Below are 13,169 nucleotides of genomic sequence, written 5' to 3'. Positions count from 1 at the left end.
GTCCCCTTCCTGGCTGCGCCACGCAAGCCGGCCGCAGCGCGCTGACCCGGGGTCCATCGCGGGCTCAGGCCGGTGTGGACCGCACGATACCGCCGCCGGCGCGGTGTCCGGTGGCTCTCCTCGGGTGATGCCGTGATCCAGGTGGCGGGTTCGTGCCACCGCCGGACACCGCGCTACGCATCGCCGCGCCCGCCCTTGCGGCGGCGGATCGCCTCGATCATGTCGGTGAGCACGCCCAGGTCCGCCGGGTCCAGCTCGGTGGCCCGCAGGGCGAGCTGGCGCACGCCGTTGTCCCGCAGCGCGGCGGCCAGCTCCAGTTCGGCGCGCATCCGCCCGGCCAGCTCGTCGTCGAAGAAGTAGGCCACCGGCACCGTGAAGAACTCCGCCAGCGCCTCCAGCACGTGCTTGGTCGGGTTGTCCCGCTCCCCGTTGCGCAGCTGGGCCACGTACTGGCGGGAGCACGGCTCGCCGGTGCGCCCGGTGACGAACTCCGCCACCTCGGCGTTGGTGTGCCTGCGGCCGTCGCCCGGCCTGCGCACGCTGTCGAACAGCACGATGAGCCGTTCGGCCAGCGAACCGCCCGTCTGGTCCTGTGTCATCCCACCCCCCACTACGCCGAATGTTAGCTTGGTTGACATTAGTCACGGTGTGCCTATGCTGTGACCAGCCAGCGAGTAATCAATGGTGACATTTCTGGGGCGTCGGAGCCACCGGTCGCCCCGTTGCACGGCTCGACCCTGCGTTGCCGGGCGGGCCCGGCCGTCAACACCGCCGGGCGTTACCGGCTGTCAGCGAGGGGAGTGCAGGGCCGAGCCGTGCGTGTCAGCCCTGGTTCTTCAGGTACACCAGCCGCAGCCCGAGCAGGGTCAGCTCCGGCACGTGGTGGCCGATCGTCTCGGACTCACCCACGATCAGCGGGGCCAGCCCGCCGGTGGCGAGCACCGTCACCGGGCCGGGGTGGGACCGCTGGAGCTCCTCGCTGATCCGGCGGACCAGGCCGTCCACCTGGCCGACAAAGCCGTACATGATCCCGGATTGCAGGCACTCCACAGTGTTCTTGCCGATCACCGTCCTGGGCCGGACCAACTCCACCTTGCGCAACTGGGCGGCGCGGGCGGCCAGCGCGTCCACCGAGATCTCGATGCCGGGGGCGAACACCCCGCCCAGGAACTCCCCGCGCGCGCTGAGCACATCGATGTTGGTGGAGGTGCCGAAGTCCACCACCACGCAGGAGGTCGGGAACAGGTGGTGCGCGGCCATGGTGTTGACCAGCCTGTCCCCGCCGACCTCCTTGGGGTTGTCCACCAGCAGCGGCACCCCCGTGCGCACACCGGGCTGCACCACGATCCTGGGCACCCGCGCGTAGTACCGGTCCAGCATCACCCGCAGCTCGCGCAGCACCGCGGGCACCGTGGACAGGGCCGAGACCCCGGTGACCCGGTCGGCGTGCTCACCGAGCAGGCCGCGCACCGACAGGGACAGCTCGTCGGCGGTCATCCGCGCGTCGGTGCGCATCCGCCAGTCGTGCAGCAGGTGCTCGCCCTCGTACAGCCCGAGCGAGATGTTCGTGTTGCCGATGTCGATGCACAGCAGCACGAGTGGTTACGCCTCCGCCTGGATCAGCGCGTCCAGTCGGGCCGCGTCCGAGGTCTCCGCGTGCGCGGTGACCGCCCCGCTGCTCAGGCCGGAGCCCTCCGGCGCGTGGCCGGGGTCCTCGCCCTGCTCCAGCACCTTGTTCCGGTCGTCCACGAAGATCACCTTCGGCCGGTAGGCGATGGACTCGATCTCGTCCATCACCCCGTAGGAGATCAGGATGACCAGGTCGCCCGGCTGCACCAGGTGCGCCGCGGCCCCGTTGATGCCGATCACCCCGGAGCCCCGCTCACCGGGGATCACGTAGGTCTCCAGCCGGGCCCCGTTGGTGACGTCCACGATGCAGACCTGCTCACCGGGCAGCAGGTCCGCCGCCTGCATCAGGTCCTCGTCCACCGTCACCGAGCCCACGTAGTGCAGGTCGGCCTGCGTCACGGTCGCTCTGTGGATCTTGGACTTCAACATGGTCCGCAACATCGCTGACCCCCTCTAGTGGTTCGCCAGCACAGCACCCAGCTGCACCGGGGCGTTGTCGATGAGCCGGGTGCCGCCGACCTTCGCCGCGACCAGCAGCCGCGCGTCTCCGGTGGCGGGGGCCGGCCCCAGGTCGGGAGCACGCAGCTCCAGGTAGGACAGCTCCACCTCGGGCTGGCTGTCCAGCACCGCGCGGGCCGCGGACAGCGCCGCCTCGGCACCCTCGAACCCCGCGTGCTTGCCCGCGGCCAGCGCCGCCGACAGCGACACGGCAGCCGCCCGCTGGGCTTCGTCCAGGTACGCGTTGCGGGAGGACAGCGCCAGCCCGTCGGACTCGCGGATGGTCGGCACGCCCACCACCCGCACGTCGAAGTCCAGTTCCCGCACCATGCGCCGGATCAGCGTCAGCTGCTGGAAGTCCTTCTCCCCGAAGAAGGCCATGTCCGGCCGCACGATGTTGAACAGCTTGGCCACCACCGTGAGCACGCCCGCGAAGTGGCCGGGCCGGTCCGCGCCCTCCAGCTCGTCACCGAGCGGGCCCGGGTGCACCGTCACGGCGGCGCCCTCCGGGTACAGGTCCTCGACCCCGGGGGTGAACGCCAGCTCCACGCCCTCCTCGCGCAGGGCCGCCAGGTCGGCCTCCAGCGGACGCGGGTAACGCGACAGGTCCTCACCGGCGCCGAACTGGAGGGGGTTCACGAAGATCGAGACCACCACCACCGTGCCGGGCAGCCTGCGGGCCCTGCGGATCAGCTCGCGGTGGCCCTCGTGCAGCGCGCCCATCGTGGGCACCAGCACGACCTGCCTGCCCGCGGTGCGCAGCGCCCTGGTCACCCGGCCCAGCTTGTCCGGTCCACTGTGGACGGTGAGCTGCCCGGGCGCGTAGTCGGTCCGGGTCAGGTTCATGACTTGCTCTCCTCATCAAGCACGGACACCACGTCGGTGAAGGCGTCCGCCCGCAGCAGGCCGACGTCCGCGGCGCGGTGTGCCGTGCGGCGGGCCAGTTCCAGGTAGGACGGCACGACCTCGGGCGCGGTCCGGCGCAGCACCGAGACGTGCGCGCGCAGCGTACCGCTGTCCCCGCGCGACACCGGTCCGGTCAGCGCCCGGTCCCCGTGCCGCAGCGCGTTGTCCAGCGAGGCGGACAGCAGCGGGGCGATGATCCGGTCGGCGTGCGCGATCCCCGCGCCCCGCAACAGGTCCGTGCACTCGTTGACCAAGGTGGCCAGGTGGTTGGCCCCGTGCGTCAGCGCTGCGTGGTAGAGCGCGCGGGCCGCCTCGGGCACGCGCACCGGCTCGGCGCCCATCTCCACCACCAGCGCCTCGCCCACGCTCCACGCCGCCTCCTCGTCCGAGGCCGCGGTGACGCCCACGCAGCAGGCCGCGATGCGGTGCAGGTCCTCGGCCCGGCCGGTGAAGGTCATCGCCGGGTGCAGCGCCAGGGTCAGCGCGCCCACCTCGGCGGCGGGCGCCAGCACGGACACGCCGTGCGCGCCGGAGGTGTGCACCACGATCTGGCCCGGCCGCAGCGAGCCGGTGGCCACCAGGCCGCGCACCAGCCCGGCCAGGGCGTCATCGGGCACGGCCAGCAACACCAGGTCGGCGCGCGCGGCCACCTCGTCCGGGCCGAGCAGCGCGGCCTCGGGCAGCAGTTCCTCCGCACGGCGCAGCGAGTCGCGGGACACCCCGCTGGTGGCCAGCACCGTGTGACCGGCGCGGGTCAGCGCGGCGCCGAGCACGGACCCGACCCGGCCCGCGGAGATGATCCCGACGGAGAGCCGGGCGGGGCGGGTCACAGCACTGTGCCCATCTGCGAACTCCTGTCGTGCAGTTCCAGGCCCGCTGTGGTGCGGGTACCGGACGGCGGGCCGAGAGTAGCCGGGGCCGGAGATCCAGATCCGGTCCAGGTGAGCAGTTTCACGACTCGCCGGTCAGCGCGCCCGGTGCCCGCACCGCCTCCTGCCGCGCGCTGAGCATCGCCGACAACAGGTGCCGCTGGCGCTGCTCCGCGTCCGCCCCGGCCCGGCCGCTCTGCACGGCGTCGCGCAGGAACGCCAGTTCCGTGGCGGCCGTCTGGTAGCTGGCCACCGCGCGGGCCGCCTGCGCACCGGCCCGCCTGCGCACCGCGGAACGCCAGCCGCGCCGCCCGGTGAGGCTGGACAGCAGCGACACCTCGCTGTTGGCGATCCAGCCCGCCTCCGCCATGCCCGGCAGCTGGGCCGCCACCACCCGCTGCTCACGCCGCCGCTGCCAGACCACCAGCGCGATCATCGAGGCCAGGATCGGCAGGATCACCAGGAAGTAGACGGTCAGGAAGGCGGTGGCCCCGCCCAGCGTGGCCGAGGAGTTCCACAGCGAGTGCAGCAGCACGGCGCACACGTAGCCCAGCAGCGGGGCGAAGACCCGGACCTTGCCGCTGGTGCTGCGGGCCGCGATGCCCACCCCGATGCCGGTCATCGCGGTGAACAGCGGGTGGGTGAACGGGGCGAGCACCCCGCGCAGCACGAAGGCGGCGATCACCCCGCCCGTGGCGCCCGCGAAGCCGTACTCGGCGAACACCCGGCCGAAGTAGTAGATGTTCTCGGTGAAGGCGAAGCCCGCCGCGGTGAAGCCCGCGTAGACGATGCCGTCGACCAGGCCGTCGAACTCCTGGCGGCGCCACCACAGCAGCCCGATCAGGAACGCGGCCTTGGCCGCCTCCTCCACGATCGGCGCCGAGATCGTGGCCGCGATCGTGTCCCCGTGCCCGTGGCCCAGCGCCAGGTCGCCCAGGGCCTCCGCGGTGCTGTTGATCAGCAGCGAGCAGGCCGTCGCCCCGCAGGCGCCCCAGGCGAAGCTCAGCCACAGCAGCTTGGCCGGCTCGGGCTCCCAGCGGTCCACCCACAGGAACGCCGCCACCACCGGTCCCACCGGCAGCAGGGCGGCACCCGCGCCGACCAGCACGCCCATCGGCCCCACCTTGGAGGCGCCAAGGCCCAGCATGATCAGCGCGGACAGCCCGAGGGCGATCAGGCCCAGCACCGGGGCGAGCACCGTGAGGCTGCGCGGCGCCCGGGGTGGCGGCGAGAGCGAGGCTGCGGTCACAGCACAGAACGATAGGGCTACAGCCGGCGACCAGCCCGCCATGGTCGGCGGTGAGCGTTCACAACCAGGGGCATGTCATGAAAGTGCCGTTCCTGGCGTTGAACGCCAGGAACGGCACTTTCATGGCACAGGCGGGGGCGTGCGAGCATGAACCGGTGCGGGAGCAGATCACGGTGGGGGTGGGCGCGGGGGCCAGGCACCTGGGTGTGGACCACGTAGTGGACCTGGGACCGCTGCACCCCTCGGCGCACGGCGCGTACCGGCTGCGGCTGACGGTGGAGGACGCCACGGTCAGGGCGGCGGAGCCGCTGGTGGGCCACCTGCACCGCGGGGCGGAGAAGCTGTTCGAGGTCCGCGACTACCGGCAGGTGCTCACCCTGGCGAACCGGCACGACTGGCTGGCCGCGTTCTGCAACGAGCTGACCGTGGCCCTGGCCGTCGAGCTGATGACCGGCATGGACGTGCCACCGCGCGCGCTGTGGCTGCGGACCCTGCTGTGCGAGCTCAACCGCGCGATGGCGCACCTGGTGTTCCTGGCGCCGCTGACCCGGGCGCTCACCGGCGAGCACACGGCGGGTACGACCGCGGCGCTGCGCGCCCGGGAGTCGGTGCAGGCGGTCATGGAGCAGGCCACCGGCGGGCGGATCCACTTCATGGCCAACCGGATCGGCGGGCTGCGCGAGGACGTGCCGGCCGGGTGGACCGGTGCCGTGCGCGACACACTGTCCACTGTGGACTCACTGCTGCCCGCGATCCGGCAGTCCACCGTGCAGGACGAGTCCTTCGTGCGACGGCACAGGGGGATCGGGGTGCTGTCCACGCAGGCGGCGCTGGCGCTGGGCGTCACGGGTCCGACCGGGCGGGCCAGCGGGGTGGACGTGGACCTGCGCCGCGACGAGCAGTCGGCGACCTACCGCGAGCTGGAGGTGCGCCCGGTGCTGCGCACCGCGGGCGACGCGCTGGCCAGGGTGGAGTGCGTGCTCGGCGAGGTCGCCCAGTCCACGAGGCTGGCGGGCCAGTGCCTGGACCGGCTGCCCCCGGGCCCGGTCAACCTGCGGCTGCCCAAGGCGGTGAAGGCCCCGGAGGGCTCGGTCTACACCTGGACGGAGGCCCCGCTGGGCATCTCCGGGGTGCACCTGTCCTCACGCGGCGAGAAGACCCCGTGGCGGCTCAAGCTGCGCACGCCCTCGTTCAACAACGTGCAGGCGCTGACCCGGCTGCTGCCCGGCACCGCCGTCGCCGACCTGCCCACCGTGCTCGGGTCCTTCGCGGTGGTCGTCGGCGACATCGACAAGTAGCGGCGACTAGTAGCGGCCAGTGCGGTGTCCAAGACCGTCGTCGGGTGATGTCGTGATCCAGGTGGATGGATCGGCGTGCCGCCCACGTGTCCTCGTACTGGGTGTACGGGGGGCGCGGGGGCGGTGCGGCGAGGCGCCGCCTGGGCGCGGCAGGACCGACGACGGGCGCCGGACACCGCACTAGTCCTCGGCGCGGCGCCGACGACGGCGGGTGGGCTCCTCGTTGCCCAGCGCGGCCAGCAGCTCGCTGACCGACTTGCCCGCGGCGTGCGCACCGGCATCGGCGGGCGGCGGCGCGGCGGGCGTGCTCGCGGCGGGGGGCGGCGTGCCGCCGTTCGACCCGGTGCCGCCCAGGGTGGGCACCGGCAGCTCCAGCGAGTCCGGCACCCAGTCGCCCAGCTCGGGGTCCCACACCGGGCCGTCCGTCGCCGGGGCAGGGGCCGGGTCCGGCTTGCGCCGACGACCGCCCGTTGCTTCCTTGCTGTCGTCCCAGACCTGCGGCTTGGCCGCGGCGGGGTTGCCGGCGCCGTGCCGCGCGGGCGGTTCCTCGGCGGGCCTGGCCGCCGCGGGCTCGGGGGTCGTGCGACGCGACACGTACTGGGTCGGCTCCGGCTCGGGGCGGCGACGACGGCCGGTGGGCTCCTCGGCCTGGCGCGAGGGCTGCGGCGCGGCGGCGGGCTGGCGCGGCTCGGCGGCCGAGGGCGCGGGCGGCGGGCCAGCCGGGCCGCCCAAGCGCATCGCCACGGTCATCGGCTCCTGCTGACGGGGCGGCTCGGGCTGACGCGGTTCGGGCTGACGCGGTTCGGGGCGCGGCTCGGGCTGACGTGCCTCCGGCTGACGCACCTCGGGCGGGCGCACGCGCATGCCGACCACACCGGGCACGGCGGTCTGCCTCGGCTCCGGCTGGCGGCGCTCGGGCTGGCGCGGCTTGTCCGCCCCGGGCGGCGGGGTCGGCCGGGACACGACCTGGGTCGAGGCGGCGGCGGGCTGCGGCTGGCGCTGCTGCGGGCGGACCGGTTCGCGGCGGCCCTGCGCGGGAGCACGCCCCGCCGGCTCGGCGCCCTGCACACGCATCGGCTGGCGGGCCTGCTCGGGACGGCTGGGCTCGGGACGGCGCGGGGCCTCGGCGCGGGCCTCCTTGCGCACCGGGGCGTCGTGCGGGATGCGCTCGATCAGCTCGGTGGGCGCGGTCAGCTTGGCGTCGATCGTCTCCCGCTGGGTGCTCTCCCGCTTGACGCTCTCCTTGCGGGTACCGACGGTGATGCCCTTGCGGTCCTCCTTGGCCAGGATCCGGTCCTCGCCAACGGCCAGCAGCCGGGACTGGTCGGACAGCGAGCGCATCCTGGTGGACTCGGCGCGCAGCGCGACCCGCTCCACCAGCACCTCGCCGCCGAGCAGCGCCTCCAGGTTCTCGCGCAGGGCACGCAGTTCCGAGCGCAGCGCGTCCAGGTCCTCCCTGGACTCCTCCTCGACCTTGCGGCGGGTGTCCGCCTCGATCTCCAGCTCGTACTCGCGGCGGGCCGCGACCTCGCGCTCCAACTCCAGCTCGTACACGGTCTGCAGGTCGGAGACCTCGTCCTCGCGGGCGGCCGCCTCGCGGCGGTACTTCACGGCGAGGAAGGCGCCGACCAGCGCGGCCCACAGGGCGGCGAGCACACCGAGGCGGAGGAACCTCGCGTCGTTGCTCAGCACGAGCACGGCGGTCGCGGCGATGGCGAGTACGAGTACGGCTACCAGGAGTAGCCGACCGTAACCGCGACCATCACCGTGCTCACCATCGGTCAAGCCGCTGCGGCCGGTCATGACCCCTACGGTACCGGTCAGTTACCCGACTGAGACCTACCCGTCGGCGATTCGGCGTTCACAGCGGGCCTGGCTTGTCACGATCGTGCGGAGGATCCGGGGTGCGGCAGCACTGCTCCAGCCACAACGCGGCGCCCACCAGCATCGCCGAACCGATCAGCCCGATCACCGCGGTGACCGAGTCGTTGGCGGCGGCGGTCACCGTGGCGGCCTGCGGGAGCAGGTAGGCGGCCACCCCGCCCCACACCCCGAACATCAGCGCGCCCACCAGCGAGGACGCCTTGGCCAGCGCGACCGCGCGCGCGGCGGTGAGCGGCTGCACCTTGCCCTCGGCGATGCGCGCGCGCAACTGCCAGGCGAAGATCGCCTCCACCACGGCGAGCACCCCGAAGGTGATCGCGGCCAGCTTGGGCAGGGTGGGCAGCACCGAGTACAGGGAGCGCAGGCCCACCCAGGCCAGCACACCGGCGATGATCGCCACGGCAACCAGATCGCGAATCCTGGTGAACTTCATCACGTCTCCAACCGGAGGTCGTCACGACGGTGCACACCCTCGGTGCCCAGACCCGCCAGCACGGCGCGCACCGGGCCGTGTCCCGGCAACACCGCCTCGGGCTCGACGTCCAGCCAGGGCACCAGGACCGTGGCCCGCTCGTGCGTGCCGGGATGCGGCAACACCAGGTCGGGATGCTCGGAGCGCACGCCGTCCACGGTGACCACGTCCACGTCCAGGGTGCGCGGGCCCCAGCGCAGCACGCGCACCCGGCCCGACTCCTCCTCCAGCCGCTGCCCCCGGCGCAGCCAGCCCCACTCGTCCACGCCCTCGGCCTCGACCACCAGCACGGCGTTGAGGAAGTCGTCCTGGTCGGTCACGCCCCAGGGCGCGGTCTCGTACACCGGGGAGACGGCCACCAGCTCCGCACGGAACCCGTCCACGGCCAGTTGCAGGTTCGCCAGCCGGTCGCCGAGGTTGGACCCCAGCGAGAGCACGGCCCTGGTCACGCGGTCCCCCGCCCGGCACGCCGGGACCGGCGGATCGTCACGGTCACGTCGGCGAAGGTCAGCGGGATCGGCGCGGCGGGCTTGTGCACGGTCACCTCGACCGCGTGCACCCGCCCGTCGGTCATCACCTCGTCGGCGACCTTGCCCGCCACCGTCTCGATCAGGTCGTAGGGCTGTCCGCCCACGATGGCGGCCGTGCGCTCGGCCAGCTCCCCGTAGTGCAGGGTCTGCGCCAGGTCGTCGGTGGCGGCGGCGCGGTCCAGGTCCATCCACACCACCACGTCCACCAGGAAGTCCTGGCCCTCGCGGCGCTCGTGCTCGAACACCCCGTGGTGCCCGCGCACCCGCAGCCCGGTCAGCGTGATCCGGTCAGTCATCGGTACCCCCTCGCCGCCAGGCGGCCACCACGGCAACGGCGTCCAGCGAGCGGTCCACGTCGTGCACCCGCACTCCCCAGGCCCCCGCGGCGGCGGCCAGGGTGGAGATCGCCGCGGTGGCGTCCTCCCTGCCGTCCGGTGGCCGCGGCGTGCCCTCCGGCGAGGCGAGCAGCGCGCCGAGGAAACGTTTGCGCGAGGCCCCGACCAGCAGCGGCAGACCCATGCCCAGCAGCTCGGGCAGGGCGTGCAGCAGGGCCCAGTCGTGCTCGGCCCGCTTGGCGAAGCCCAAGCCCGGGTCCAGCACCAGTGCCTCCGCCTCGACCCCGGCCGCCAGGGCCGCGTCCACCCTGGCCGACAGCTCGGCGCGGACCTCGGCCACCACGTCGGTGTACTCGGCCAGCGCGGTCATGTCCTTGCTGTGCCCACGCCAGTGCATGAGGATCCACGGTGCGCCGGAGGCGGCCACCACCTTGGCCATGTCCGGGTCGGCGAGGCCGCCGGACACGTCGTTGATCACCGTGGCGCCCGCGTCCAGTGCCGCGTCGGCCACCCGCGCCCTGGTCGTGTCCACGCTCACCGGCACGCCCTGTGCCGCCAGCTCGCGGATCACCGGCACCACGCGGGCGACCTCCACCTCGGCCGCCACCCGGTCGGCTCCCGGCCGGGTGGACTCGCCGCCCACGTCCACCAGGTCGGCCCCGCGCCGCCACAGGGCGAGCCCGTGGCGCACGGCGTCGGCCTGGTCGAGGTAGCGACCACCGTCGGAGAAGGAGTCGGGCGTCACGTTCAGCACGCCCATCACGACACACCTGCCCGGTGCGGGCAGCGAGGGGTGTGGCACTGGTGTTCCTCGGCTCAGGCGGACGGAACGGGTCCGCAGGCGGTGAGCTGGTGCTCTCCGTCCACGGACCCGTTCCGGTCAGCTGTGCTGGTCACGACGCGTCGTTCGGGTCTTCCTGCTTCGGCTTGCCCTCCTGGCCGCCGGGCTGGTCACCCTGCTGACCCCAGTTCGGGGTCCACGAGCCGTTGGGCGCCGTCGCCGGGGTCCAGCCGGGCGGGGCACCGTAGTTCGGCGGCCCGGACGGGTTGCTCGGCCTGCCCGCGTAGGGCCCCGAGCCGTACGGGGCGGCGCCGTTGGGTGCCGGGCTGCTCTGCTGGGCCTGCGGCAGTTCCCCGCCGCCGGGCACCGTGGCCACCGGGGTGGGCGCGGGCTCCGGCTCGGAACCGGCCGGGGGCCACGGCTCGCCGCGCTCCTTGGCCAGCTCGCCGGGGGTCTTGACCGGGGGCTTGTCCGAGGGGGTGCGGTTGCCGAAGTCGTTGAACTCGGTGATCCGCGGCCGCTTCTGCACCCTGGCGAAGACCCGCTCCAGGTCCTTCTGGTGCAGGGTCTCCTTGTCCACCAGCTCCAGCACGAGGTCGTCCAGCACGTCGCGGTAGGTGTTGAGCACCTGCCACGCCTCGTTGTGGGCCGCCTCGATGAGCTTGCGGACCTCCTCGTCGATCTCGTGCGCGACTTCCAGGGAGTAGTCCGGCGCGTGCGACATCTGCCTGCCCAGGAAGGGCTCGCCGTCGTGCTGCCCGTACTTGACCGCGCCGAGCCTGGCGCTCATGCCGTAGTCGGCCACCATCGCGCGGGCGATCTTGGTCGCCTGCTCGATGTCGTTGGAGGCACCCGTGGTCGGCTCGTGGAACACCAGCTCCTCGGCCGCACGCCCGCCGAGCGCGAAGACCAGCCTCGCGATCATCTCGGAGCGGGTCATCAGGTCCTTGTCCTCCTCGGGCACGGACAGCGTGTGACCGCCGGTGCGCCCGCGGGCCAGAATGGTGACCTTGTAGACCGGGTCGATGTCGGGCATCGCCCACGCGGCGAGCGCGTGGCCCGCCTCGTGGTAGGCGGTGATCTTCTTCTCCTTCTCGGAGATGATCCGGCTCTTGCGGGCCGGACCGCCGATCACCCGGTCCACCGACTCCTCCAGCGCGGCACCGGTGATGATGGTGCCGTTCTGGCGGGCGGTGAGCAGCGCGGCCTCGTTGATCACGTTGGCCAGGTCGGCACCGGAGAAGCCCACGGTGCGCTTGGCAAGGCCGTCCAGGTCGGCGTCCTGGGCCAGCGGCTTGCCCTTGGAGTGCACCCGCAGGATGGCCTTGCGCCCGCGCAGGTCCGGTGCGGACACCGGGATCTGGCGGTCGAAGCGGCCGGGGCGCAGCAGGGCCGGGTCCAGGATGTCGGGCCGGTTGGTGGCCGCGATCAGGATGATGCCGCCGCGCGAGTCGAAGCCGTCCATCTCGACCAGCAGCTGGTTGAGGGTCTGCTCGCGCTCGTCGTGACCGCCGCCGAGGCCGGCACCGCGGTGGCGGCCGACCGCGTCGATCTCGTCCACGAAGATGATGCACGGGGCGTTCTGCTTGGCCTGCTCGAACAGGTCGCGCACGCGCGAGGCACCGACACCGACGAACATCTCGACGAAGTCCGAGCCGGAGATCGAGTAGAACGGCACGCCGGCCTCCCCGGCCACGGCCCTGGCCAGCAGGGTCTTGCCGGTTCCCGGCGGCCCGTAGAGCAGCACGCCCTTGGGGATCTTGGCGCCCAGTGCCTGGTAGCGGCCGGGATTCTGGAGGAAGTCCTTGATCTCCTCCAGCTCCTCGACGGCCTCGTCGGCACCGGCCACGTCACCGAAGGTGGTCTTGGGCATGTCCTTGGACAACTGCTTGGCCCGGGACTTGCCGAAGTTGAGCACCCGGTTGCCGCCGCCCTGGACGTTGTTCATCATCCACATCAGGACGAGCAGGAGCAGCCCTATCGGCACCAGAATGATCAACATCTGGACGAACGGGTTCTCGTTGTTCACGGCGACGTCGTACTTGCCGACCTTGTTCGCCGGGTCCTGCAGCAGCTTGAAGACGTTGTCCTCGGACTGGCCGCCGGGGATGTACGTCATCACCTGACTGCGCCCGTCGAGCGGGTTGGTCAGGTCAAGACGCAGTCGCTGTTCCTTGTCGTCGAGCTGAGCAGCCTTGACATTGCCCTTCGTCACCTGCTCAAGTGCTTGCGACGTGGGCACGAGGGAATAGCCCCGCGTGCTGTCCGTCAGCAGGTTGTAGCCGATGAGCAGTGCAGCTGCCGCCACGATCCAGATCAGCGGGTTGCGGAGAACGCGCTTACGGTCCATTCACCTACGGCCGTCGGGCGGCCTCGACCCTCCCTGACTTGCACAACGAGCGGTGCCTCTACCGCCCGAGGACGGGACACCCCGGTTCACCTAGCGTACCGCCCGCCGCCGACAAGCCTCGGCCGGAAGTTGACAGGTGTCCTGAGCCCGCTCCACCAGCGGCCAACGGACGAGGTCGGCGCGGTGTTCCCGGCGTGACCCGCGCCACGTTGCGCGAAGCTCCCCGATCGGTGATCGCGGTGAACCGCGCACGCCCCCGGCGCGTACCCACGGGGACCCGTCCGCCAGAGGGCGCAGGTACCCGCCTGGCGAACGGTGCGGTGGTGAACACCCGAACAGCCGTACCGGGTGGGCCAGTGGAGCCAACC

Annotated in this window: 13 protein-coding genes; 1 reads left to right on the top strand and 12 read right to left on the bottom strand. The window is 72.7% G+C overall.

The genetic code is table 11. The annotated features are described in order from the left end of the window. Positions 1 to 173 precede the first annotated feature (173 nt). The 6 genes from KALB_RS01900 to KALB_RS01875 form a co-directional block, all read right to left on the bottom strand. Complete coding sequence (locus KALB_RS01900; protein ID WP_025354032.1) at positions 174 to 599, bottom strand: helix-turn-helix domain-containing protein; 426 nt, start codon at positions 597 to 599, stop codon at positions 174 to 176. Between the two features lie 223 nt (positions 600 to 822). Next, positions 823 to 1,596, bottom strand: a complete 774-nt coding sequence (locus tag KALB_RS01895) for a type III pantothenate kinase (RefSeq protein ID WP_025354031.1) — start codon at positions 1,594 to 1,596, stop codon at positions 823 to 825. Between the two features lie 6 nt (positions 1,597 to 1,602). Then, on the bottom strand, positions 1,603 to 2,070 hold the full coding sequence (gene panD, locus KALB_RS01890) for an aspartate 1-decarboxylase (protein WP_025354030.1): 468 nt from the start codon (positions 2,068 to 2,070) through the stop codon (positions 1,603 to 1,605). 12 nt (positions 2,071 to 2,082) lie between these two features. Beyond that, positions 2,083 to 2,973: a pantoate--beta-alanine ligase gene (gene panC, locus KALB_RS01885; protein ID WP_030109286.1), complete on the bottom strand. Its 891-nt coding sequence runs from the start codon at positions 2,971 to 2,973 to the stop codon at positions 2,083 to 2,085. Continuing rightward, entirely contained in the window at positions 2,970 to 3,863 is an 894-nt protein-coding gene (locus KALB_RS01880) for a Rossmann-like and DUF2520 domain-containing protein (protein WP_025354028.1), read from the bottom strand. Before KALB_RS01880 ends, panC begins: the two co-directional genes overlap by 4 nt. Before the next feature lie 121 nt (positions 3,864 to 3,984). Beyond that, positions 3,985 to 5,100: a PrsW family intramembrane metalloprotease gene (locus KALB_RS01875; protein WP_025354027.1), complete on the bottom strand. Its 1,116-nt coding sequence runs from the start codon at positions 5,098 to 5,100 to the stop codon at positions 3,985 to 3,987. A 206-nt stretch (positions 5,101 to 5,306) separates the two neighbouring features. Between KALB_RS01875 and KALB_RS01870 the strand changes: the two genes are divergently transcribed. Then, entirely contained in the window at positions 5,307 to 6,449 is a 1,143-nt protein-coding gene (locus tag KALB_RS01870; RefSeq protein ID WP_025354026.1) for an NADH-quinone oxidoreductase subunit D, read from the top strand. Between the two features lie 180 nt (positions 6,450 to 6,629). Here KALB_RS01870 and KALB_RS01865 read toward each other — a convergent pair whose 3' ends face one another. From KALB_RS01865 to ftsH, 6 genes are all read right to left on the bottom strand, one after another. Continuing rightward, positions 6,630 to 8,252: a DUF6779 domain-containing protein gene (locus KALB_RS01865; protein WP_025354025.1), complete on the bottom strand. Its 1,623-nt coding sequence runs from the start codon at positions 8,250 to 8,252 to the stop codon at positions 6,630 to 6,632. A gap of 58 nt (positions 8,253 to 8,310) precedes the next feature. Next, positions 8,311 to 8,766: a DUF3180 domain-containing protein gene (locus KALB_RS01860; RefSeq protein ID WP_030109568.1), complete on the bottom strand. Its 456-nt coding sequence runs from the start codon at positions 8,764 to 8,766 to the stop codon at positions 8,311 to 8,313. Further along, entirely contained in the window at positions 8,766 to 9,254 is a 489-nt protein-coding gene (gene folK, locus KALB_RS01855) for a 2-amino-4-hydroxy-6-hydroxymethyldihydropteridine diphosphokinase (RefSeq protein ID WP_025354023.1), read from the bottom strand. The genes KALB_RS01860 and folK overlap by 1 nt, the downstream gene beginning before the upstream one ends. Further along, positions 9,251 to 9,631 carry a dihydroneopterin aldolase gene (gene folB, locus KALB_RS01850; RefSeq protein WP_025354022.1) on the bottom strand — a complete coding sequence of 127 codons (381 nt, stop codon included), beginning with the start codon at positions 9,629 to 9,631 and terminating at the stop codon, positions 9,251 to 9,253. Before folB ends, folK begins: the two co-directional genes overlap by 4 nt. Continuing rightward, complete coding sequence (gene folP / locus KALB_RS01845; RefSeq protein WP_025354021.1) at positions 9,624 to 10,430, bottom strand: dihydropteroate synthase; 807 nt, start codon at positions 10,428 to 10,430, stop codon at positions 9,624 to 9,626. The genes folB and folP overlap by 8 nt, the downstream gene beginning before the upstream one ends. A 133-nt stretch (positions 10,431 to 10,563) precedes the next feature. After that, a complete protein-coding gene (ftsH, locus tag KALB_RS01840; protein ID WP_025354020.1) occupies positions 10,564 to 12,801 on the bottom strand; it encodes an ATP-dependent zinc metalloprotease FtsH in 2,238 nt (745 codons plus the stop codon). Positions 12,802 to 13,169: the final 368 nt, after the last annotated feature.

The sequence above is a fragment of the Kutzneria viridogrisea DSM 43870 genome (genome assembly GCF_000525635.1).
GTDB classification, from domain to species: domain Bacteria; phylum Actinomycetota; class Actinomycetes; order Mycobacteriales; family Pseudonocardiaceae; genus Kutzneria; species Kutzneria viridogrisea.
This window is presented reverse-complemented; position numbering and strand designations above follow the sequence as displayed.